We start from the raw sequence: 22,790 nt of genomic DNA, 5'->3' as shown, positions 1-22,790 counted from the left end.
GGCTAAACTTTTGGACTCAGATGACGCTAGTTCCACATTTATCAACTTTTGCGCAGAGTTTCGGAACGCAGATGACGTTATTCCCAGAATTCTTTTATTGAATATACTTCTGACTGACCAAATCATCAGCAAGCACCGCGGTTGGTATCACAAATTCAACGGAGCCCATATAACCCGGTGCGACATCGTATTTATTAAACACAATCACAAGCTTACCTTCGGTATTGATATAAAAGCTTTGATCCTTCGTAATGGATGTAAACTGATCCGTTGGCACATCATCGCCATACTCAGGGATCCAGTAAACTTTCTCAGAGTCTGCTTTCATTTGAGCAATCATCTGTTCTTTAATATTTTCGCTGATGCGCTCAATGTATTGATCATCTTTAAATAACATTGGTAATGTAATAAGGATCTGATTTTCTTTGTCTATCGTATCAAAAGTAACTTCCATTGAAGATGAACCAGCGGTTTCCTCAACATATCTGCCAATGGAGAAAATATGCTCATTATCCGTTTTCACTTCATAACCAACATCCAGCCCCAAATGGCCCCCACCTTGTTCCTTCAACGCTTCGATCTCCGCTTGGAACTTTTCGTATAGTGCTTTATTCTCACTTAAATATTTGCTGTTCAATCCAAGCTCCAGTTCTTTGTTTTCCATATCCGTTACGGCTGGAACTTTGATATTAGCATCGTAGTTCTCTTCTTCTACAACGTATTCTTTAATAGTTAGCACTTTTATTATCCGATCAACGCCTGGGATGGAAGATAATGCACTAGCTACGGTTGTACTGGTGTTTATGGCTACTAGAAAAATAACTGCGGCCGCTCCAACACTAGCCACCCACTTAGTTGTTGTGTGTTTTTTTCTATTGGCTTTAAGTGACTGCTTTATAGAGCGGTTTACAATCAAATCAAGTTCATCCGGAATGGGAATATCGGTATACTCTTTATGTAATTCTTGTATTCTTTCGTCCATCTTACTTTATCTCCTTTAAGGCTTCATCATCCAGCTTCACTCGCAATAACTGAAGGGCCTGATACAGCCTTGTCTTTATTGTATTGGTGTTCTCGTTAAGAACTTCAGCCACTTCATTAATCTTCATATCCTCAAAATATCTAAGCACGATCACACTTCGGTATTTCGCCGGCAGCTCTTCCAGTGTTCTTTTCAAATCCATATCTGTATAGTTATCCTCAACAGCCGGACTATAGGTTTCTATTATCTCTGGCTCCATCGTCTGAACCTTCTTGTTTCTGCGCAAAAAGTCTAAAGAGGTATTCACGACAATCCTGTAAAACCAGCTTTTCACGGCATCGTGATCCTTTAGCAAATCCATCCGTGTCATCGCTTTATAAATAGAATCCTGCACAATGTCGAGGGCATCCTCTTTGTTTTTCACATAACTGTAAGCAAGCCGGTATACATTTTCTTTGTTTTCTTTGATACATCGCGTCAATATTTTCTCGGTTTTCCTATTCAACATGGTCGATTATCCTTCTCTGTTTGTGATCTGGTGTTGTAACAGGAGTAAGACGTTTGGTGAGTATAAAAAAGTTTGGAGATTCCAAATAAATTATTTATTTTCTTTTTCCAAAGCTTTAATTAGAATTGATGCATAATACTTGGCACCCTCACGTTTCAGATGAACACCATCTTTGTAGAAGTAGTCGTCTTTTCCTTCACTAGCTGAGTACCAGTCTACTATGGTCGTATTCCTGAATTCACTGGAAACTTTTGAAAGGGTGGAATTCACAGTCTGCTCCCACTTTCTCGGCACACGTGTATTGACCAAAATAATCTGCTCCGCATCGCTTAACGAGTTTAATAGTTTACGTAATTGCTTGGAGTTAAAAGCTCCATTCGTCCCCAGCTCTATGATCATCCGCTTCCCTAACCGTCCTTGTGCTCTAAGCTGATCGACCACCTCCTGTGCCTGCAGCATCTGTCTGCCGACCTTTCCATCGATAACAATACCAGGGAGACTTTCTACCAAAAATGGTGCCGCATCCAAAATGACAGAATCGCCAATGGCCGTAATATTCTTTCCGGTTTGATTTTTTTCGGTTACCGCTATGTTTCTTTCTGGTTCAGCTTGTTTCTCTTCAGTGTCAGGTTTTTGCTTCTCAACATCCGTCGTATCTTTTTCTACGGGTGGTGCCAATGAGTTGTGATCTATTGGATCTTGCGCTGTTCCTTCTTGCTGTACATTCTGCTTATCTGCAACTTCGATTGTAGGCGTGTCAGATTCAGCATTGGATAAATATCCATTGCAGGCAATCGGAATAAGAATCAAAAAGATCATGGTCATAAGAAAGACTGGGCGGTAGCTGCGGCGTTGTTTCGCACTCCAATGGTTCCAAATGTTTCTTAATGATCCCCGCCGGAGCGGCTCCTCCACATATTTGTATGATAAGGCTGCCAGTAGAAAACTTCCTGCTAACTGAAGGATCATACGAAGCACGCCGCTCTCATCTGGATTCCCATTAGGGCTGGTAAGAATAATTACGGGATAATGCCAAAGGTATAAGCTATATGAACGTACACCTATCCATCGCAAAGGTTTGCAGCCTATTTTCCGGCCAAGAGAACTGGCAGGATGAGCAAGCACGGCAATCACTACTGCAGTAATGATAGAGATGATCAAAAATCCACCACGATATAGTGATTCATCAAATTCGTTAATCCGGTAAACTAGCACCATTAATACCAGCAGTCCCAGAGCACCAATGATATCAAACATATAACGAGATCTTTCTGTGACTGTATTTTTAAGTTTCTGACTAGGCCATGCAACGGCAAGCGCCGCTCCAACTAGAAGTGCAAATATGCGAGTATCTGTTCCATAATAGACCCTGCTTGGATCTGTGCCCGGTACATAGAACATAGCCATGGCTAAAGCTGAGACAGCAGCACAAGCCAGAATCCAGGCAGTAAGTTTACCTCGACGAGGTATGATCTTTAGTCCTAATACGAGCAGCAGCGGCCATAGAATATAAAACTGTTCTTCAATAGAAAGTGACCATAAATGTCCGATCGGTGAAGGAGGTCCAAAGCTTTCGAAGTACGAAACATCATGAAATATTAACCACCAGTTATTAACGTAAAATAGTGATGACATGAAATCTCCTGTCAGCCCATTTAATCTCGTGGGATCTATGATTAAGAGCCATAAGGTGACAACGATCAGCATGACTATCGTCGCCGGCAGCAACCTCCGTGCTCTACGTATCCAAAAGTCCAGAAGGTCCAATCTTCGATGACGCTCCCATTGGTTAATGATTTGGTCTGTGATGAGATAACCCGAGATCACAAAAAAGATTCCCACTCCCAGCAGTCCACCCCCAGCCCATTTCAAATTCAAATGATAGGCTATGACAGCGAGGACAGAAAAAGCTCTTAGTCCATCAATTCCAGGCATATAACGCTTGTTGTCATTCATTCTGTTTCAGTCCTTACCCTTAATTTGTTGTTCATAGGCAGGACGCAGGAGTAGCACAAAAAGTTCTTTTAACTGGTTATTCTGTTATCAAAAGTAAAAAAACACCCGCGCAAGAATTACCCTGCGGGATGTTTTTAAAAAATCTAACTACTTTCACAAACTTCTAAAAGGTTATTTCTGAACTTCAACCTGTAGAATTTCTGATACGAATTGAACAGGTACATAGGTTTTGTTATCTTGCAGAACAGGGGCAGCACCTAAAGCTTTAGGAGTCGTTTTTGCGAAGAAGTATGAATCTTTGTTAAGCGTAACACTTGTCCACTGTGCACCTTTCATCAATTCAGCGGTTTTGGTAGACTGATTCCATTTCAATTCATAGTTTAGTTGACTGGCCACATCACGAAGCGATACCATGCGCACGCCTTTCTTATTCGTGAAAGTAGCTACTTTTTTCAAATCTAGCTTAGTTGTATCCGTTGAACTATGATTTAAGCTGAACCGAAACTCTGGTGAACCTACATAACCTGGTGCAATGCTGTATTTAGGGAATACGATTACTAAGTTACCTTTATCGATATAGAACGACTGCTCAGTTGAAGTTCCTGTGTACTCTTCTAAGAAATACTTATCTGAATCCTTTTTAATTTCTGCCAGAATGTCTGCATCGAGCTTCTCTTTGTAGTTAGCTCCCAGTAGATCCGTTAGTGTAACAGGTTCTGCCTCAGCTATATTTTTCACATTATAAGTATCGATCCGCGGCATGCTTGTTCCACCTTCAGAGCCTTCAGTAGTAACAGTCAAGGAGATAACGCCTGCTGGAGAACCTGTTCCATCTGATTTCAGATCATAAGTAATGTAAAGAGTATAAGGATGAAATTCCATTTGATCAGCCTGTGCTTTTTTGCCCATTTCTGCGGCGTCTTTCTCCCACTGTGCCAGATCCTTTTCAGCATGAGAGAGGATAATATCGTTCAGTTCATCTTGATAATGAGTATCCAGCATTCCTGTTAGCTGTGGTACTTTTAAATCTGCAATCAGGTATTTACTTGTTGTGTTAAGTACTTTTTCTTGCACTTTAATGCCAGCAAGAGCTGGTGCCTTGGACGGTAAAGCCGCAGAAACATTAGCTGTTACTTGTGTGGGAACCATAGCATGAACCGGTAAAGAAGCTGCACTCACTCCCATAATGGCTACACATCCAACTGCACTCATTTTAAATAGATTTTTTGTTCTTTTGTTCATATCTCGTCATCCTCCATCTCTATTTATAAGTGCCTTCCGATGACACTCATTAGCTAGGACGCAGGAGGACCTCTAAAAAGTTTGCTGGTTTTCTAATTTAAATATAATTTCTTCAACTTCTGTACCCCGTAACTCTACGTAAAAAGGCTGTACCTCATCATTTAGACAATACTCTAGCCGCAGTCTGAGGTTTTTCCATGTGACCATTTCCAATGCTTGTTCTATCGAGAAAAAACCAACTTCTAAGCTCTCGGAACTAGTAGCAGGTTCGCCGCCGATGGCTTTCCCTAGAAATAGGTTAGTACAAATAGATCGATTAACATTTTGAAAAACTCCGCAGAACTTATTAATCTCTATATCAATGCCCGATTCTTCTTTGGCTTCCCTGATTGCTGCTTCTATAAGGGACTCCTCCTCTTCAACCTGTCCGCCTGGCATCTCCCAGCCTCTACGTGGACCTTTTATTAATAAGATTTCTTCTTGATCATTGAATACAACTGTAGCTGCTGAAAGAATATGTTTGGGGGGATTCATATCCATTGTTACCTCGCTCTAAATTTATTCTAAGCCCTAATTAATTCTGAATACAGGTCCTTTGGGTGAGAAAGGCAAGTCATTACCCTTGGGCAAAATATAAGCATGGTCTCTTTTAAGGATCAGCTTGTCACAATAACCATCTGTAATAATTAGAAGCGGTCCTTTTTTCGGGAAATCCTCAGCTTGTTGAATCAAATCAATAGCTGGTTGTAAGATCGTTCCCCCTCTTCCCTTCACTTGTACCCGATCCGCGATAGCCTCGGGGGGCATGTAACCTGCATCATAAGGACAAGCATCACAAAAGATAATCCGTGCAAAAGGAACATCACGAGCCTGCGCATAACTTGAAATGGCCCCTAATGCTTTGGCCAGAAGTTTTTTATCCATTGAGCCTGAGGTATCTAAAATAACGCCAAAAGTACGGCCATCATCTGCAGCACCGCTATGAACCCACTGTGGTCGAGGGATATCAGGCGTAGAAGATTGACGTCTGCTAATTCGTGAATAAGATCTGGTCTTCTCAAGCGGTGAAAAATAATAATCAAACCACCGAGCAAGCTCTACATCCCATTTAATAGGTGGCTGGCCCAGCGCTCTAATCTCTTCAACTAGGCCTGATGGCAAAAGACCGCGACTTTGCTCTTCATGATACATAAGTCCCTGTTGCATAGCATTTTTACAGAAATCATCTAACGTCTGTCCTTCTCTCGCATCCCAAAAACTTGATGAACCGTTATCTAAAATGTCACCGAGTCCATTCCCTCTCAAGGTTGCCAGTTTCTTATAAGTGCGGATATCTCCGACCATACGATCATAAATCGTTTCAGCAGATAAACCTTTAAGCTCAGGATCTAATAAGAGTCCAATTCGCGGATACTCCCCTACACTCATTTCCACTAGCCATAAATTTATAACGTAGTCACAAGCCACATTCCAAAGATAATGATCCCGGCCAAGACATCGCTCGTGATGCTGAAGCCCCGCATGCAGAAGCTCATGCGCCATCACGAAAATACACTCCTCATCGTTTAGTCCAGCTGCAGGGTTCATGAATATTTTGCGATCAATAACGTCAATGGCAGCTATGGAAATATCTAATCGCCGACATATCGCTGGATCTTCTATAATCTCAAAGCCGGCGGCAAGCGCTCCTAATAAAGGATATCTGTCCATAAACCATCGTTTTGCCCGTTGTGGAGCTGTTAATGAAAGTGCAGGGTCACTAATAGTATTAGCATGTCCTCCAGCAACACTTACTGCATTCGTCACAGCATTAGATAACCCATAAGCAAAATAGGCTTCCCAATCCGGCGCTTTTCCCCAGTATCTTTTGGTGGTTTCTCGAACATTCATGTCCGGCTTTGAAACACCCGCAGTCCCAAAATATCTGGAGTTGTCCGGAATTCCTTTTATCATAAATTGCTCGTAAAGCTGTTGTTCATCTTTAATTGTAAGATCAATTCGCGACTCCATATCTGCGGGTATTTCCCCAAACTTCAAGTCATTTAAAAACTTTGCTATGTACACATCACATGCAACGTTCCACGCCACTTGATTCTCTTTAATCTTTAAATGTCCAAGACCTAAATGAAGAAAACAATGTGCCAAAACGTACATCCATTCAGCAACCTCGCCACGCCGTTTAGGATGAGTGTAAATATAACCGTTATTAGTGACAATTGCCCAGCCGTCTTCAGGATAGGGACTATTTTCATTATGGATAATCGAAGCTCGAACAGATAACGGCGCAAAAATAGGATGATCCGCGATTAACGAACATGCTTCATTAAAATTTTTCAAAGCGGGATTATCTGGAGTTGTTTTTTTAGCCATATTTACCCCCGCTCTTTTATTGCAAGACGTGGTAAATCACGTACAATTTCAACCATTAACCAATCTGGAATATTATCACTTTGCTCCTGCTTAGCAACTACTAGCTGTGCAATTTCGAAGCTAATGACGGACAAGTCTTTAATCAGCTTTTTAACAGTGTGTGCAAATTGGCGATGTCCATCTCGTACGTTATCTTTAATCGGAGGGAGTTCTTTGATAATCTGGGCACGCAAGGATTGCGCCAGGAAATACAGGAGATCCCGATCTTCTGGAGCCGTTGGAAATGTGGATTTACCATCTATAATTTGATTAAGTTCATATTTTCCAGTTAGATTTTTATAAAAAGCCCTGAATTGTGTGGCGTGAGAAGGTGTCAGTGAACCATTCGCTAAAATCCCCACGGTATCCACATTTATATCATCGCCAAACTCATGTAGTGCATCACTAAGCATATGCCAAGAGCGTGGCGTGGAGAAAGGCTCTTCAGTCTTTGGAGGTGCACTCCACAAATGATCGGGACGCAATTCCAGATATTCAATAACCATGGGATGAATGCTATGCTCATATGCCCAAGAGATCCAATTCTGAAACGATACATTTAACTGTATATGGAACATCCGATTGATAAGCGCGGAGGACATAGGTTTAACAATTGCACTATCTTGTGCACGGTTACCAGCTCCTATTACTATAGAGCCCTCAGGTAGGTGATAATCGCCGATGCGGCGTTCGTGGATGAGACTATAAAAAGCTTTTTGCACCTCTTGAGAACAGGCATTAAGCTCGTCCAGGAACAAACAATATGGTTCATCCCGAGCAATCATTTTTGGAGGACAGAATTGGCTCTTACCGTTAACGATTTGCGGGACTCCAATGATGTCTTCAGGTGCTAATTGAGAACCTAATAGTGACACACAAGGAAGGCCCACCTGATCAGCAAAAGCTTCTACTAGCGAAGATTTCCCAATACCAGGCGCCCCCCAGATAAAAACAGGGCGAATCACAGAAACGTTTAGAAGTACTTGCATAAGTTGAATAGGTGTTACAGGAGTTGCTAGATTCAAATAAATGCTCCTTTTTAATGAAATAATAATAAAGATAACTGTACACAGTATAACAAATAATTCATTAGCTCAGGAACGAACTTCAACAACAACACTCTATTTCATTCGAAAAAAACAAACCTTTTCTTGACGAGATATAAAAAAGGATGATATATTGTTTCACGCTTTAATAATTAAGTAGTTAATCATTTAGTTGTTATCTAAAATTTAATGGAATTACTTATTCCGCCCTATTTCATAACTTTAGGAGGCGTGATTTGGCTAATAATGAAGATTTTCTTCAGATTTCTACTATGTTCAAATCCTTTTTAAAAGGAATCTCCCAAGATTGGAACAAACAAGACTACCCCTTAAATATTACACAGTTCAAAACCCTCAGGACTTTATCTAAGAACGGTCCACAAAACGTATCACAGATTGCTGCAGCTCTGGGTATTACCTCAGCAGCAATTACAGGCGTAACAGACCAATTAATCGCTGAAGATTACGTAAATAAGGAACGCGCCAAAGATGATCGAAGGGTTGTCCACATCACCATTACGCAGAAAGGAGAAGCAACGATTAAAGAGGTGCAGGAACGCCATCAAGAACTTATGGAATCTTACTTTAAGATACTGCCCGATGAGGATATTGAGCATTTAAGAAGAATTTTCGCAGTAATAATTTCTGATTTAGACAAGAGATAAAATTTAAAAAGTGGCGGGGAAACAATCAAATGGAACATTTATCCAGCAAACGAAAACTTAGTATTATGATAGCAATAATGGCTGCAATGCTGTTCGCAGCGATTAATCAGACAATTACAAGTACTGCTATGCCGCGTATAATCGCAATTCTTGATGGCATGGATTACTATACTTGGACTATTAACATTTATTTATTAACATCAACAATAGCAACCGTTCTTGTCGGTAAGTTATCTGATATGTTCGGACGTAAACCCTTTCTATTAGCAGGTATTCTCTTATTTATGGTTGGGGCTTTTCTGACAGGTACATCTTCCGATGTTTATCAATTTATCATTTACCGTGGGATTCAAGGGGTAGGTGCAGGTATTATTCAATCCACCGCATTTACTGCCGTAGGTGACTTATTCCCTCCGCGTGAACGTGGTAAATGGATGGGGTTGATGATGGCAGTATTCGGCTTCTCCAGTGTGCTTGGACCAACGCTTGGAGGCTTTTTGATTGACAATATGGATTGGCATTGGCTGTTCTGGATCTTCCTACCGCTTGGTGTAGTAGCCTTCGTGATGATTCTTACCTTATTTCCTAAAGGCAAACGCGGGGAGTCAACCAGCATCGACTATTTAGGTTCCTTGCTAATGACAACTACCATCGTGCCTCTACTGCTTGCCTTCACCTGGGCAGGTACAGAATATGATTGGGGTTCTTCGCAAATTCTCGGCCTGTTGGCGGGAACGGTCGTTTCGGCACTTCTCTTTATTTTGGTCGAATCCAAAGCTAAAAATCCAATTCTTCCGCTTCATCTATTTAAGAATAGCGTAGTTACCATATCTAATATTATTGGTTTTATTATGAACTTCGGTATGATGGGAGCTATGATCTATCTTTCCTTCTTCGTACAAGGTGTTCTGGGGATCTCCGCGACATATGCAGGGTATGTTACTATGCCAATGTCGATCGTTATGGTTGTAGCCAGTGCCCTTACCGGACAAAAGATGGCGAAAAAAGGGAAGTATAAACGTTACGCATTAATTGGAATACCCATTATGATTGCTGGTATGACAATTATGGTATTTATGAATAATGTACCGATGGCTGTCCTAAGTATGATTGTGTTTGGTCTTGGGTTAGGATTGGGAATGCCAGTATTCTCACTAGCTACTCAAAATGCGGTTTCACACACAGAACTGGGTGTAGTAACGGCCTCCTCACAATTATTCCGTAATTTAGGCGGTACGATCGGTATCGCAGTCATGGGTACCGTTATGTCAAATAGTCTTACCAAAAACTTGAAGGAAGCTCTGCAATCGTCATCAGCACCGGATTTCACACAGATAGATCCAAAACTTGCTGAGCAAATGCTCTCCTTCGCTAATCCACAGGCATTAATGAACAAACCATTGCTTGAACAGACTCAAGCTAGTCTGCCAACCGATGTACAGCCTATCTTCTTACAAATGATTGAGGGTATCCGTGACGCTTTAGGACAGACATTGTCATCCGTGTTCTTAACCGGGACCATTGTGCTTGTTGTAGCTTTCGTGCTTGTCTTCTTCCTGAAGGAGCTTCCACTTCGTACTTCTAACCAAATGCCAGTTCCTGAAGAAGCTGAACAGGACCCGTCAAACATGAAATCTTCAAAACTTGCAGTGGATAAAGCCTAACCGCAAATTACTTTGAAGCTGACTATAAAACAACAAAAACTGCAACGTACTCATGCGTAACTGAGTAAGTTGCAGTTATTGTGTTGATCTATTATTTTACAGGTGAAAGCTCATCTTCTGTTACCCACTTATGATTTTTCACTTCATCTCCACCTGTAGTAGGTTTGTAATTAATCATGTAGACAATGGTTTTTTCTGCGGAGTTAATCTGAGCCGTTGCACCCTTCATATCCTTCATATGATCAGATTCCATAATAACCTCTGAGCCTGGTTGATAGGATATATCATCTGCTTCTTTTATTTCTTCATGAATAATCCACTTATGATTTGTGACCGGTTGACCTCCTGTAGTAGGTCTATAGGAAACATTATATGCTGTCGTCTCATAAGCTCCCACAATTGTCGCAATGGCTCCCTTCATCCCTTCCATATGGTCAGTTTGGATCACAGCTTCACTTCCTACTTTGTAAGTAGGGTTCTCCGCTACCCGCAGATCTTTTGGAACTTCACCTGAACTTGAATGTGAGTTATGTTCCATTTGTGTATCGTTAGAAGACATTTGATTGCCATAGCTATTGTCATTACTACAAGCACTTAAGCTGAAAGCAGCTGCGACGACTAGTAGAAATAATTGCTTTTTCATATAAAAGACCTCCGAAATTTTATCTGCCTATAAGTATTATTTTACCCATTTCAGAAAATCACAAACTGAACTAAGGATTTACAGTTTGTAAAACAGTAATTTATTTTCCATTAAATGAGTGTTGTCTCAATGATTAAACTATATTTATAATGTTTTCTGAAAGGAGGCTACTATAATGAAGACTAAAATATTCACTTTGTTGCTTCTTTGGGGTCTGGTGAGCATGGCTACTATGATTGGTTCTGCTAATGCAGCTCCGGTATTAACCATAGGAAGTTCTTCAGGAGATGTATGGGATCTACAATATAGATTAAAAACCCTTGATTTCTATACTGAGCCCTTAGATGGGGTATACGGATCACAAACGAAAGCAGCGGTTGCTAAATTTCAAAAGGCCTATGGAATAAGCGCTGATGGAATTTCGGGGACAAAAACTTGGAATATTTTAAAAAAACACACGCTTAATATTAATGAAATGGATATTTTGGCTAAAGTTATCTACAGTGAGTCTCGCGGTGAGCCTTATGTTGGACAAGTTGCAGTGGGTGCAGTAGTCATGAATCGTATACAATCAAGTCAATTTCCAAATAATATTAAAGAAGTTGTATTCCAAAAAGGAGCTTTCACAGCCGTATCTGACGGTCAGTATTGGCTTACACCAAATCAGACAGCTTATTTAGCTGCTCTTGATGCTGTTCGGGGTTGGGACCCCACAAACCATTCAATCTATTATTTCAATCCGGATACAGCAACAAGTGCATGGATCTGGTCACGTCCGCAAAACTTAAAAATTGGTAAGCATATATTTGCAAGATAAACGCATCAAATAGCTTAGAGCAACAAAAGCCGATCTAACTATGATAGTTAGATCGGCTCTTCAATTCCAAGCACTAAAGCCATATTAATCTGCCCTACTTCGTCCTTATGGTTATACCCCAATTCATTATAGATTCTGATCGCATTTCGATTTTCTTTATCTGCTGCTAGAAAACTCCGCTTAGCGCCGTTGTTATTCCCCCAGCGTATACCTTCAACAGCTAACTTATGTCCGATACCTTGGTTATGATATTTCGGATCTACAGCTAATTCTCTAAGCCATAACACAGGTCCCTTTTCATTTTCAAATCCGTAGATGTTCAATAAACATACTCCAACAATGCTTTTATTCAATTCTGCTACAAGAATACAAGAATGATCCGATTCATTCCATGTTTGTATGAAATCCAACTCTTCACCATAGAAACCTCTTGAAAGATTTATACATGCTTTGGTGATCATACTAACCTGTAAATAGTCTTTAGGCTCAATGTTTCTTATGAATGGTGATTCTGCTTGATCGGTGATCTTCTTTGAGATATCCTCATTCCAGAAATCAATAAACTGACTAACTATCTTGAACCCCAAAGACTCCATAACTGGCATGAGATCTGGATGTATAAATTCGATATACATTCTATGAGTTCCACCCACAGGTAATTGAATAAACTTACTGGTCAGATCTATTAGTGCAGACCTAAATAATTCTGTAGACTCGGCAGCCCAGTGAATATTATGACCCTCATCAACCGATTTACATAATATAAACACACCAGGTTCATCAATAAGAATATCCTCAGGCGCCTGTAGTTCCAGCTCTTCAACATCCAAATATTGCAAAGAACTGTACTTATAAGCTTTCGCTTTTAGGAATGAATTCTTAAACATAACTTCGAAATAATCCCCTTTTATGGATTCGATAATTTTGATTGGTTACTAAATGTAAAAATCATCTTTAATTCATCATCATATGACTTCCCGCATTCCTCTAAATAACTATCACCAGTGTATTCTTTTAAAGTTTTCCTCCAAAAATGCTGTGCTCTCCCATTTGTGCCCGTGGGATTTGTTTGCAACTCCCAGTTACCCAAATGAAGCTTAAAGACTTCCTTAGCTGCATATTCAGCAATTCCCTTACCACGGAAGGGCCGTAGAATAAAAAATTCATTCAAATAGAATTCACAAGCAGACGGTGTGTAAGGCGGTGTAGCAACTAATGCAAATCCTACTGGAATATCATTTTCTTTTATTAAATAAGGATACAAAACGCCAGCTTTCTCCCACCAAATGTCGAAGACTTTATTCTGTTCCTTCAGTGTCTGTGTCTCGTCCTCCTCGAATACCCCGTATTGATTAGGAATCGTCCCCCATATTTCTGATAGATCGTGTAAGTATAGTGGGTAGAGGTTGTTAATAATAAACTTTGAGGCACTATCAGTTAAGGTGATTGTGATATTCATATCGTTACCTTCCTACCTTCTATCGAATTTTTGAATATATTAATGGAGATCACTCAAATAACATTCTGTATAATTATCTTTTGTATACTCTGTAAGTACTTTCCGTTAAAATATTATGGCAGAATAACTTTTTATCTTCAATGGTTCAGGAACAAACTTAATCTCCAACATCCCCCACAATTTCTTCTCAATAATTACTTCTTTTCTCAGTATAATTACGACCTCGCTCTAGTTATATGCCATATTCGATTAGAATTAATTTTTATATAATGTCACCATTTATATTTAATAATTAAGTTAAGCGTACCTGTACTTCTATATACTCGACTCGCCTTAACTTCTGCGGATATAGTACAAACCTCTAGCATATTATAATTGTATAAAAATGGGAGGTGTGCTCAGATATGCCGGATCCTTTTGTTTCGAGATCTCTAGATGAAATACGATTCTGGTCACGAATCATGAAAGAACACTCTTTTTTTCTTAAATTAGGGTTTCGTTGTGAAGACACGCAACTAATTAATGAAGCAAACCATTTCTATGCCACTTTCGAAGCCATAGAGAATAGATCACTCGGATTTACTGTGGATTCTGATCCAGCAGTAATACGGAAGTTTAATGAGGAAGTTCATAGTGCAGCTTCACATATCTGGGCGTTCAAAAGAAAAATACTAGGTCTAATTCTACAATGTAAGCTTCCAGGCGGAACGAACTTCCCCTTATTAGTGGATCATGTCAGTAGGGAAGCCAACTATTTTCGAAATCGACTGGAAGAACTGAATCAGGGTAGGTTAGATCCTTTACCAGACGCAATTATTAATGAAAATGTATTCTTCCTACGTATAATGGCAGACCATGCTAAATTCATTGGTCATTTATTGGACCCTTCTGAACGTCAACTTGTTGAACAAGCAAGAAATTTCAGCCATGACTTTGATGTTTTGCTGTATCAAGCTATTGATCTTAGCTCCATGCGTCCTCAATCCCAAACCAAACCCCTGCTCAGTCAGCAACTTGACGAGAATAAAGTCTCAGTTAAATCTCTCCGTGACTTTAAGAAAACGGCACGAGATCTTATTGAGGAATGTCGAATAAAGAGCATCATCCATCCATTACTTGCGGATCATGTATTCCGAGAAGCAGAACGATTCCTGTATATAATTGATGCATTTGAAGCCTCTTTGAATATGAATAAACAAATCGTATAGCATTACATATTTAATGGATAGGGCGACAACTTGTATCAAAAAATACAGGTTGTCGCCCTATCTATCTTTATATTTGACTTCATTTAATTCAGTAATCCATTCCCAATCGATGTATAGAGATTTAAAGCACAAAAAGTAGTTGGTATTTGAGAAAAAACACTTTATAGTAAAACTCAGGGAGGAATAGTAAGTTTATGGAATGCGGGATTGCTACCAGTAAATACAAAATCAATAGATAAGGATGATTGAAAATGAAAAGGTTTGGTCGATATTTGATACTATGCACTATGGTTATTGCTCTATTAATGCCATCCACTGTGTTTGCTGCTGATAAGAAATTGCTCAACGAAGCGAGTATTACTTTGTCTAGTGATGTTATTCCCGTGGGTGGAACCACAAAAATAAAAGTTCGCTTACTAGCCGAAATGACCAGTCTTACATATGCAAAATTGACACCTGAAGTTTCTGATGAATCTATACTTACCATTGAATTGGATGGTTACTCAGATTATATTATTACAGGAGTTCAAGAAGGTTCTGCAGAAGTAGTCTTCAACATTCCTGGTTGGTCTAAAGAAAGATTCCCTATTACCGTTCTATCTGAGGCAGATTATGAAGAAAAGATGAAAACGCCACAAGAAGTAATAGATTTCACAACCTATTCTAATCAAATAGCAGCGATTTTTAAATTTGACGAAATTGCCTCTGAGGCATATGTAAAGAACAGAATAGATACAGGTAACAATAGAAAACAACGCTATACAGCGTTTAATAATGTGATCATTCCCAATTACACTAAGTTGGTAATAGAGGCGAAAAAGATCAAAGCACCCAATACAGAATTGCAGGCGTTACATGAAATCTATTTAAAAGCGATTAAGTTGCAATTAGAAGCAATGACAATGATGAAAGAAGCACTATACAAAACAAAGGTTTCTAGTACAGCTATTAATGCCGCAAATAAAAAGATGGATGAAGGCGTGAAGTATGAAGGACAGTTTGTAGATGGGATCAATAAATATCGGAAAAAATATGGTATTTAAGATTAAATTATAATCAAATTCCAAAAACCACGTCAGAGTTTCCTCTAACGTGGTTTTTTTGGATGATAAGCTATTTTTTTGAATAAACAATTTTCTTGATACTATCTCTAGAAAGGCAATATTCATCTGAAAGCTGGTCAACCGTTGCACCAACAGCAAATCTTAGACAGATTTCGATATTTCTAGATCTTAAGTATTTTCTGCTCCCTGATTTTTCGCCCCATTTTACATGTGATTCTTCAGGCTTAGGGATATAAACCATACCACCGTTGATATATTTCTGAATTTCCTCTAATAATTCTTTTGGGAAAATCGTATCTGCATTTACATATTTCATAATCGCTCTGCTCCTTAAACTTTTTAATGAGTTTGAAGGTAGCAAAGTCTATTCTGTAAACAACCCATGCACACTGCACTAGCGGTAAACTCAATTTTTCGCTCTATACAAACAACCGCCGTTGTTTATAAGTCTAGACTTTGCATAGAGCTGATCGCTAATCTTCTCACGATTGTACACCCTCCTTTTTATTGTATAGTTACTTGTTCCAAAATACGCTCAGCTGTCTTTTCTCCATTCGCAATACAATCCGGAATACCAACTCCATAATAAGAGCATCCGGCAAGGATAACATTAGGATACCTATCTGTCATCTTCTTCTCTAAGGATACTACAATTTGATGATGAAGTTTATGGTAATTTGGCATTACATCATGCCATTTGGTCACATCATAGGTAGCTGGCTGTCCTGTTATCCCGAGACTGGTCTGTATATCTTTCAAAGCCACCTTCAATAGTTCCTCTTCAGATAGCTTGATCAACGAATCATAATGAGGGTTTGAGCTCTTATAAAAGAGTCTGACAAGCAGACGCTGTTGTCCTGACGTATGCTCCCACTTGCGACTTGTCCACGTACACGCATTACATAGAACATCATCGCTGTTGGCAGTGATGAACCCTGTGCCATTCGCAGGCAACTGACTATCAGGGATATTAAATCCTAAATATACACTAATCATTGAACTATTATATAACTGATTGAAATCTTCATTTAGTTCTTCGTCTTGAAGTAGCGCTTGTGCTGTAGAATGCATCGTTCCAAGTACGACAACATCGGAGTCTATGATTCGTCCATCTGCCAAAGTTACCCGGTACTGCTCTCCACGTTTCTCAATTCTCTCGGCACGAATCCCTTTGATGATCTCCGAATTAGAAAGATGTTCTTCCATAGAATCGATCAAGGCAGATACACCTCCCTTGAATGACATGAACTTCTTATCGCCATTTCCTTGAAATTTGGCTTTATTAGCGGATAAACCCTGAATAATACTGCCGTATTCATTCTTATAATCAATCAAATAAGGCAGTGTCGAAGCAATTGTAAGTTCACTCAACTTCCCGGAATATACACCTGAAAGAACAGGTGAAATTTGCTTCTCGACAAGTTCCTTTCCTAAAAAAGCTTCTAGAAAATCACCCACGGAATCGTTTTTCGTAAACTTATTATTGGGTGTGTAGAAATCTTTGAGTGCTTCAACCTTTCCTTCAGCTGAGATCAGTTCTGTTGTAGCAAGCGACTCCATACTGAGTGGAATGCCAAAGACTGCATCTTTAGGAATTTGCTTCAGCTTACCTTCCGTATAAATAAAGGATATTCCTGTCGCGTTATATACGACCTCATGTTGTATACCCAATTCTTCAATCAGAGGTGCAACATTCGTTTTGCGAGTGACAATAGAATCTGCCCCAGACTCCATAATGAAGTCTTCTTGTTTTAGTGTTCTGATTTTGCCGCCCAGTCTATCGCTGGCTTCAACCAAAATAATTTTTACATCTAGCTTGTTATGCTCAATAGATTTCTGTAAATAGTAAGCGGTAGACAATCCAGTAATTCCCCCGCCAATCACGACAACTGTTCTCAATTCGTTGACACCTACCTCGTGGTTATAATCTGTATCAATTCAATTGTGTACATTATATCATAGGAATTTATAAGAATTTACATACCAACGTGTCAGATATGACACAAAAAAGCCGCGTTAAACGCGGCAATGATGGGCTAATAATTATATATTTTCCTGTTTTAATGCATCAATAATATTCTCTTTTTTCACTTTTGAGCTTGAATATAACATGGCTGCGCTAACGATGATAAATACAGCCGCTATGACACACAAGATACTCATCCACGGAAGTGTGAATCCATAAGAGAAGCTGCTCATCATTGATCTATAGATCAAGTACATAATAACGATACTAATCGGAAGCCCGTATAGTAGTGACTTTATTCCATAAAAAACACTTTCGTAATTAATCATTTTATTAAAACCATTTGGTGTCATCCCCACAGACTTCAGCATTGCGAACTCTCTTTTACGAAGGGATATGCTGGTTGATATCGTATTAAAAATATTCGCAATTGATATTAAAGTAATCAAAGCAATAAAACCATAGGTGAAAATAGACATTAACATGATCATCTGCTCACTATTTTGTCTATTTTGATACACATTTTGAACATAGATATTCCGCTCTTTCATTTCCTCTATGGCTTGTTGTGTCGCTAATGGGTCTGTGCTGTTCAAGTTAAGCCGACTTTGAATATCTTTACTCATCGTATCATTTGTTAGTTTATCGAAGACTTGTTCAGAGACGATGATGTTTATTCCACCAACCATTGCTGAATGTACACCCATGGGACGTTTATCAGTTAGAGCGGCAATTTTTACGGGTAATAAATCCGTCTCTTTTTTTGTATCCCAATCCGTATAAAAAAGATCAAGCTTTTGGCCGACTTCAGAGTGAAAAGCTTTGGTCTCGACAATTTTTTTGGCTTTCTCATCCTCAAAAGTAACCGTATCATTCACAATAGCAGTCATCTGATCAAGCTTCGTTAGTTGTTCATAATTTGTGCCGACCGTTTCTGCATAGGTTTTCAAACTCTGTTCATTTAGTGCATAAATCTGAATGTAGTAAGGATATTTCCCGTTCTTTAGAACACTCTTATCCGCCTGCACAATCTCTTGCAATTCTTTCGCCATATTTTTTTCATCAATCCATGAACTCACACTAAGTTCCCTAGTCACATTATATTCCGTTATATTAGGTAATTTGGATATCGATTTCGTCAACCGATCCACTTTTTGAGCGTCCTCAGTCCCCATAAATACTTGGATATCATAGTTCAACCCATCCTGTGAGAGTTCTACCGACCTTGTCATATTAGAAGTGAACGCTGATACAGATAAAAACAAAACGATACTAATGACAAGTGAGAACACGGTTGCTTGGTACCTGCGTTTATTTCTCTTTAAATTCTTCAAACCAATTTCTGCTTCAATACCAAACAATCTGCGCACGAACTTGGATGTTTTCACAGCTTTACCAGAGAGCCTAACATCGGTTGTTTGTCTGATCGCATCAATAGCCGAGATCTTTGAAGCCTTTCTGGCTGGAAGATAGGTGGATATAAAAATTGTCAGTATTGAAACTAAACAAGCGGTTAGTAGAGACAGAGGTGTAACAACCAACGTTAATCTTTCTGTTATGCCTAATACATCTTGAATCATCGAATTGATAAACATAAAAGTGATCCCGATGCCTGCTATTCCGCAAATGATCCCAATGGGGATACTAATTAAACCGATAATCATTCCTTCAAAAAACACTGAATTCTGCTTCTGCCACTTTGTAGCCCCTACGCTGGAGAGCATCCCTAAATGACGTGCACGCTCCGAGACAGAGATCGCAAAAGCATTATAGATTAATGAAACGGAACCAATGATAATCACAACCATAATGATCACTGACAATGAAAGAAGTGTGTTACGTAAGCCATCGTTATTCGTCACACCATAGTAGCGGAGCAGACTATTATTATAAGAGATCGACTCGATATTGTTTTCTTTTGCCAATTCCTCTGCATGCTTGTATATGGAGCTATCCACCTTGTTTAATACTACCGTCGCTGTGGTTTTTTCGGCTGCTCCAATCAAGCTTTCATCCACATAACTTAAGGCAGTATAGCCCGGAGACCATGTTGGTTCCCAAGTAGGACGCTTTATCACTCCCACAATCGTATAGTTCATTGTTTTTTTATGAATAATCTTTTCAAGCAGGGTGTCCTCTTCAGTCCGTAATCGTTCATTCTGAGATAGGGGTTGGCCACTATTTTCACCATCGCTAGTGACACGTTCACCAACATCAAGCGTTAAAGTTTCCCCCATCTTGTAAGTGACTTTTGCATTCTTTGCAATCTCCTCAGAAATGACTACTTCGTGGTTTGTCTTCGGGAGTCTACCTTCCAGCAGTTCAATCGGAAATTGTTTAAAACCAGCTGCATTATATTCCTTGATATACCAATAAGGTTTATTCTCATTCTTCCCACCCTCTAAAGGGGCGTAACCACGATCGTTGGAGATCACTAGTGCTTTTGTCGCATCATCTGTTTCTATCGCTTTGAGCTGAGCTTTAGTAACATTTCTATATTGGACATGCCATTCTCCATTTGTCGAGATACTTTGCTTCTTCATTAATTCCATAAAAGAAAAACCTAAGGTCGCGACAGCCGTTACCATAGCTACAGAAATAATGACTCCAATGATAGTAACCAATGTTCTTCGCTTATTCTGTTTCAAATGTCTTATAGTTAATTTGTTTACGATATTCACGGACGAATCACCTCATCTTTAGCGATCCTTCCATCTTCAATAGTAATGACCCGATCTGCTTGCAAGGCAATACGTTCATCGTGAGTAATAACAATAAGTGTTTGATTATACGTTTTATTAAACATTTTTAATAATTCAATAATTTCACTACTATTCTTGCTATCTAGATTACCAGTTGGCTCATCTGCCAGCATAATTGCAGGATTACTAATTAACGCTCTGCCTATGGATACCCGCTGCTGCTGTCCGCCTGATAGCTGATTCGGCAGATGTTTTAAACGATTGTCCAGATTCAACGCCTTCACGGTATCCGCAAACTGTTTCTTATCCACCTTATGCTGATCGAGCAGTAACGGTAGTGTGATATTCTCTTCGACCGTCAACACCGGTATGAGATTATAGAACTGATAAATCAGACCAATTTGTCTGCGTCTAAAGATCGCCAGTTGTGCTTCATTCAAATCGTAAATATCCGTGTTATCTACAAATACTTTGCCGCTTGTCGGTCTATCCACTCCACCTAATAAATGCAAAATGGTTGATTTTCCTGAGCCGGATGGTCCGATAATCGCTACGAATTCACCTTTTTTAATTGAAAACGATACGTCATCCAGAGCCTTTACTGCAGTCTCGCCTTTACCATATGTTTTAGACAGATGTTCAATCTTTAAAATATCCATTGTTAGACCTCCATTTGTTGATGAGATCAGTATATCTGTCTACAATGACTCTCCAGTGACTCTTAAGTGACATTCTAGTCACTAAGCTATAAGTGTTAAATCACTTGCTTGTAAAATTTGATCTGAAATTGTGTACCCTTCCCTACTTCACTCATCACATCAATCGTTCCGTTTTGTTCAGTGATAATACTTTGCGCCAAGGCAAGTCCAATTCCAATGCTGTCTTCGTTTGCATTTGTCCCCTTGTAGAATCGTTTGAAAATATAGGGGATCTCTGCCTTAGGAATTCCTTTGCCATTATCAGTAATGACAATTTCCGTGAACAGCGTGTTTTCTGCAAAAGAAATCGTGATCACTCCCCCAGCAGGTGTATGCTCTACACAGTTTTTCAGAATATTAATCATCGCCTCAGTTGTCCAATTGTAATCGCCTATGAATGAGGTAGCGTCTTCTCCTTCGATTTGGATCCGTTGCTCCTTAATATCCATTGGAATCAGTATGGGCTCCATAGATTTCTGAACAAGCCTCTTTACTTTTATTGAATCTTTTTTAAATTGAATGGTTCCGGCATCGATCTTTGAGAACTTTAATAATGAAGAAACCAGCCAGCCAATCCGATCGAGCTGAAGACTGATTTTCCGCGTAAATTCCATTCTTTTCTCAACGTTCAGTTCAGGGTCGCTTAATAAATCTGCCATCACGGTCATGGAGGTAAGTGGTGTTTTGAGCTGATGGGAGATGTCGGAGATCGCATTGGTAAGCTTTATTTTATCCTCTTGCAACAGCAAACGCTGCTCCGATAACATCAACGTCACCTTATAAATATCATTTTTCAGAATACTAAGCTCGCCTTCCTGATTATCACGAACATCGAGCGAATAATTACCGCTGCTAATTTGACGTAGATACCCTGAAAGCTTCTCAATTTCGCGGTATCTCCAGCGGGTAAATAATAAACAACAACCTATAAGCAGAACTGAAGTTACCGCCGTGATCCCCATCGCCCCTGATGAAATAAATGCCGTTACTATAATCGCCAGAAGGCTGATCGTAGACATCGTTAGTAATAACCATCTAAATTCTTTGTTACGTAACATCCTAATCACCAACCTTATACCCTAAACCGCGTACTGTTTTGATTAAGGTGGGCTCTTGCGGGTTATCCTCTAACTTTTCCCGTAAGCGTTTAATATACACAGACAATGTATTATCATTTACAAATTCTCCGGCGACATCCCAAATCCGCTCTAACAATTGATTTCTGGAAAGGACTTGTCCCACATGATTAGCAAATATCAGAAGCAGACGATATTCTAATGCTGTTAGCAGAACTTCATTGCCGTTCTTATACACTTTTCCTTCTAGCGTATTAATCCGTACATTCTCTAGTTCAAAATTAGACGGGGTCTGAGCCTGCTTGTTATATCTCCTTAACACCGATTTAATGCGTGATAACAGCTCACGAATCCGAAATGGCTTAGTTATGTAATCGTCTGCTCCCATATCAAGTCCCATCACTACATTGACCTCATCATCAATCGCAGTTAAAAAGATGACCGGAATATCGCTCCGCTCCTTCACGATCTTACACAGATCATATCCGCTGCCATCCGGTAGAGAGAGATCAAAAATGCAAAGTGTTACTTCAGATATCTGCTCCGCCAACACCCTCCTAGCAGAGGTTGCATCATAACATAAAATAGTTTCAAAATGATCCTGCTGCAAGGAATATTCAAGTCCTGACGCAATGGTTCTATCGTCCTCTACGAGCAATATTTTCATATATGTTCATCCTAACCT

Annotated in this window: 21 protein-coding genes; 5 read left to right on the top strand and 16 right to left on the bottom strand. The window is 39.5% G+C overall.

All coding sequences use genetic code 11. From position 1 onward, the window contains the following. Positions 1-94: 94 nt before the first annotated feature. The 7 genes from NSQ66_RS14450 to NSQ66_RS14420 form a co-directional block, all read right to left on the bottom strand. On the bottom strand, positions 95-982 hold the full coding sequence (locus tag NSQ66_RS14450) for an RsiV family protein (protein ID WP_036677997.1): 888 nt from the start codon (positions 980-982) through the stop codon (positions 95-97). Between the two features lies 1 nt (position 983). Next, positions 984-1,490 carry a sigma-70 family RNA polymerase sigma factor gene (locus NSQ66_RS14445; protein ID WP_036678001.1) on the bottom strand — a complete coding sequence of 169 codons (507 nt, stop codon included), beginning with the start codon at positions 1,488-1,490 and terminating at the stop codon, positions 984-986. A 90-nt stretch (positions 1,491-1,580) separates the two neighbouring features. Next, positions 1,581-3,446 carry an acyltransferase family protein gene (locus NSQ66_RS14440; protein ID WP_036678004.1) on the bottom strand — a complete coding sequence of 622 codons (1,866 nt, stop codon included), beginning with the start codon at positions 3,444-3,446 and terminating at the stop codon, positions 1,581-1,583. 171 nt (positions 3,447-3,617) lie between these two features. Then, positions 3,618-4,688 (bottom strand): stalk domain-containing protein, encoded by a 1,071-nt coding sequence (locus NSQ66_RS14435; protein ID WP_076141655.1) that lies wholly within the window; start codon positions 4,686-4,688, stop codon positions 3,618-3,620. A gap of 72 nt (positions 4,689-4,760) precedes the next feature. Beyond that, positions 4,761-5,222 carry an NUDIX hydrolase gene (locus NSQ66_RS14430; protein WP_076099361.1) on the bottom strand — a complete coding sequence of 154 codons (462 nt, stop codon included), beginning with the start codon at positions 5,220-5,222 and terminating at the stop codon, positions 4,761-4,763. A 36-nt stretch (positions 5,223-5,258) separates the two neighbouring features. Then, positions 5,259-7,058 (bottom strand): peptidase, encoded by a 1,800-nt coding sequence (locus NSQ66_RS14425; RefSeq protein ID WP_076141656.1) that lies wholly within the window; start codon positions 7,056-7,058, stop codon positions 5,259-5,261. A 2-nt stretch (positions 7,059-7,060) separates the two neighbouring features. Continuing rightward, on the bottom strand, positions 7,061-8,122 hold the full coding sequence (locus tag NSQ66_RS14420; protein WP_076141657.1) for a MoxR family ATPase: 1,062 nt from the start codon (positions 8,120-8,122) through the stop codon (positions 7,061-7,063). Positions 8,123-8,379: 257 nt separating this feature from the next. On the opposite strand from NSQ66_RS14420, the gene NSQ66_RS14415 reads away from it, so the two are divergent. Then, a complete protein-coding gene (locus tag NSQ66_RS14415; protein WP_036678010.1) occupies positions 8,380-8,808 on the top strand; it encodes a MarR family transcriptional regulator in 429 nt (142 codons plus the stop codon). Between the two features lie 29 nt (positions 8,809-8,837). Then, on the top strand, positions 8,838-10,472 hold the full coding sequence (locus tag NSQ66_RS14410; RefSeq protein ID WP_076099291.1) for an MDR family MFS transporter: 1,635 nt from the start codon (positions 8,838-8,840) through the stop codon (positions 10,470-10,472). Between the two features lie 91 nt (positions 10,473-10,563). Here NSQ66_RS14410 and NSQ66_RS14405 read toward each other — a convergent pair whose 3' ends face one another. Then, positions 10,564-11,115, bottom strand: a complete 552-nt coding sequence (locus tag NSQ66_RS14405; protein ID WP_076099292.1) for a YdhK family protein — start codon at positions 11,113-11,115, stop codon at positions 10,564-10,566. A 223-nt stretch (positions 11,116-11,338) separates the two neighbouring features. Between NSQ66_RS14405 and sleB the strand changes: the two genes are divergently transcribed. Continuing rightward, positions 11,339-11,932, top strand: a complete 594-nt coding sequence (gene sleB / locus NSQ66_RS14400; RefSeq protein ID WP_249267732.1) for a spore cortex-lytic enzyme — start codon at positions 11,339-11,341, stop codon at positions 11,930-11,932. 47 nt (positions 11,933-11,979) lie between these two features. Here sleB and NSQ66_RS14395 read toward each other — a convergent pair whose 3' ends face one another. Next, complete coding sequence (locus tag NSQ66_RS14395) at positions 11,980-12,819, bottom strand: GNAT family N-acetyltransferase (RefSeq protein ID WP_076099293.1); 840 nt, start codon at positions 12,817-12,819, stop codon at positions 11,980-11,982. A 20-nt stretch (positions 12,820-12,839) separates the two neighbouring features. After that, a complete protein-coding gene (locus tag NSQ66_RS14390) occupies positions 12,840-13,391 on the bottom strand; it encodes a GNAT family N-acetyltransferase (RefSeq protein ID WP_036678025.1) in 552 nt (183 codons plus the stop codon). Positions 13,392-13,795: 404 nt separating this feature from the next. Here NSQ66_RS14390 and NSQ66_RS14385 point away from each other — a divergent pair, with 404 nt between their 5' ends. Together NSQ66_RS14385 and NSQ66_RS14380 are read left to right on the top strand one after the other, a co-directional pair. Then, positions 13,796-14,599 (top strand): DUF2935 domain-containing protein, encoded by an 804-nt coding sequence (locus NSQ66_RS14385; protein WP_036678028.1) that lies wholly within the window; start codon positions 13,796-13,798, stop codon positions 14,597-14,599. Positions 14,600-14,850: 251 nt separating this feature from the next. Continuing rightward, entirely contained in the window at positions 14,851-15,642 is a 792-nt protein-coding gene (locus tag NSQ66_RS14380) for a hypothetical protein (RefSeq protein WP_076099294.1), read from the top strand. 70 nt (positions 15,643-15,712) lie between these two features. On the opposite strand, the gene NSQ66_RS14375 is transcribed toward NSQ66_RS14380, so the two are convergent. The 6 genes from NSQ66_RS14375 to NSQ66_RS14350 form a co-directional block, all read right to left on the bottom strand. Then, positions 15,713-15,979 (bottom strand): CD3324 family protein, encoded by a 267-nt coding sequence (locus tag NSQ66_RS14375; RefSeq protein WP_038570858.1) that lies wholly within the window; start codon positions 15,977-15,979, stop codon positions 15,713-15,715. A 188-nt stretch (positions 15,980-16,167) separates the two neighbouring features. Continuing rightward, positions 16,168-17,562 (bottom strand): protoporphyrinogen oxidase, encoded by a 1,395-nt coding sequence (locus tag NSQ66_RS14370; RefSeq protein WP_076099295.1) that lies wholly within the window; start codon positions 17,560-17,562, stop codon positions 16,168-16,170. Between the two features lie 144 nt (positions 17,563-17,706). Continuing rightward, a complete protein-coding gene (locus NSQ66_RS14365; RefSeq protein WP_076099296.1) occupies positions 17,707-20,310 on the bottom strand; it encodes an ABC transporter permease in 2,604 nt (867 codons plus the stop codon). Further along, a complete protein-coding gene (locus NSQ66_RS14360) occupies positions 20,307-20,990 on the bottom strand; it encodes an ABC transporter ATP-binding protein (RefSeq protein ID WP_076141660.1) in 684 nt (227 codons plus the stop codon). The genes NSQ66_RS14365 and NSQ66_RS14360 overlap by 4 nt, the downstream gene beginning before the upstream one ends. 95 nt (positions 20,991-21,085) lie before the next feature. Beyond that, on the bottom strand, positions 21,086-22,087 hold the full coding sequence (locus NSQ66_RS14355; protein ID WP_038570849.1) for a HAMP domain-containing sensor histidine kinase: 1,002 nt from the start codon (positions 22,085-22,087) through the stop codon (positions 21,086-21,088). Between the two features lies 1 nt (position 22,088). Continuing rightward, a complete protein-coding gene (locus tag NSQ66_RS14350) occupies positions 22,089-22,772 on the bottom strand; it encodes a response regulator transcription factor (protein ID WP_036678046.1) in 684 nt (227 codons plus the stop codon). Positions 22,773-22,790 lie beyond the last annotated feature (18 nt).

Origin of the sequence: Paenibacillus sp. FSL H3-0329, assembly GCF_037963285.1 — a bacterium.
Taxonomy (GTDB): Bacteria; Bacillota; Bacilli; order Paenibacillales; family Paenibacillaceae; genus Paenibacillus_AQ; species Paenibacillus_AQ odorifer.
This window is presented reverse-complemented; position numbering and strand designations above follow the sequence as displayed.

Excerpts from the sequence above, each read along its gene's own strand:
- NSQ66_RS14450 (WP_036677997.1), bottom strand. The coding sequence starts at position 982 with ATGGACGAAAGAATACAAGAATTACATAAAGAGTATACCGATATTCCC.
- NSQ66_RS14445 (WP_036678001.1), bottom strand. The coding sequence starts at position 1,490 with ATGTTGAATAGGAAAACCGAGAAAATATTGACGCGATGTATCAAAGAA.
- NSQ66_RS14440 (WP_036678004.1), bottom strand. The coding sequence starts at position 3,446 with ATGAATGACAACAAGCGTTATATGCCTGGAATTGATGGACTAAGAGCT.
- NSQ66_RS14435 (WP_076141655.1), bottom strand. The coding sequence starts at position 4,688 with ATGAACAAAAGAACAAAAAATCTATTTAAAATGAGTGCAGTTGGATGT.
- NSQ66_RS14430 (WP_076099361.1), bottom strand. The coding sequence starts at position 5,222 with ATGAATCCCCCCAAACATATTCTTTCAGCAGCTACAGTTGTATTCAAT.
- NSQ66_RS14425 (WP_076141656.1), bottom strand. The coding sequence starts at position 7,058 with ATGGCTAAAAAAACAACTCCAGATAATCCCGCTTTGAAAAATTTTAAT.
- NSQ66_RS14410 (WP_076099291.1), top strand. The coding sequence starts at position 8,838 with ATGGAACATTTATCCAGCAAACGAAAACTTAGTATTATGATAGCAATA.
- NSQ66_RS14405 (WP_076099292.1), bottom strand. The coding sequence starts at position 11,115 with ATGAAAAAGCAATTATTTCTACTAGTCGTCGCAGCTGCTTTCAGCTTA.
- sleB (WP_249267732.1), top strand. The coding sequence starts at position 11,339 with ATGGCTACTATGATTGGTTCTGCTAATGCAGCTCCGGTATTAACCATA.
- NSQ66_RS14395 (WP_076099293.1), bottom strand. The coding sequence starts at position 12,819 with ATGTTTAAGAATTCATTCCTAAAAGCGAAAGCTTATAAGTACAGTTCT.
- NSQ66_RS14390 (WP_036678025.1), bottom strand. The coding sequence starts at position 13,391 with ATGAATATCACAATCACCTTAACTGATAGTGCCTCAAAGTTTATTATT.
- NSQ66_RS14385 (WP_036678028.1), top strand. The coding sequence starts at position 13,796 with ATGCCGGATCCTTTTGTTTCGAGATCTCTAGATGAAATACGATTCTGG.
- NSQ66_RS14380 (WP_076099294.1), top strand. The coding sequence starts at position 14,851 with ATGAAAAGGTTTGGTCGATATTTGATACTATGCACTATGGTTATTGCT.
- NSQ66_RS14375 (WP_038570858.1), bottom strand. The coding sequence starts at position 15,979 with ATGAAATATGTAAATGCAGATACGATTTTCCCAAAAGAATTATTAGAG.
- NSQ66_RS14360 (WP_076141660.1), bottom strand. The coding sequence starts at position 20,990 with ATGGATATTTTAAAGATTGAACATCTGTCTAAAACATATGGTAAAGGC.
- NSQ66_RS14355 (WP_038570849.1), bottom strand. The coding sequence starts at position 22,087 with ATGTTACGTAACAAAGAATTTAGATGGTTATTACTAACGATGTCTACG.
- NSQ66_RS14350 (WP_036678046.1), bottom strand. The coding sequence starts at position 22,772 with ATGAAAATATTGCTCGTAGAGGACGATAGAACCATTGCGTCAGGACTT.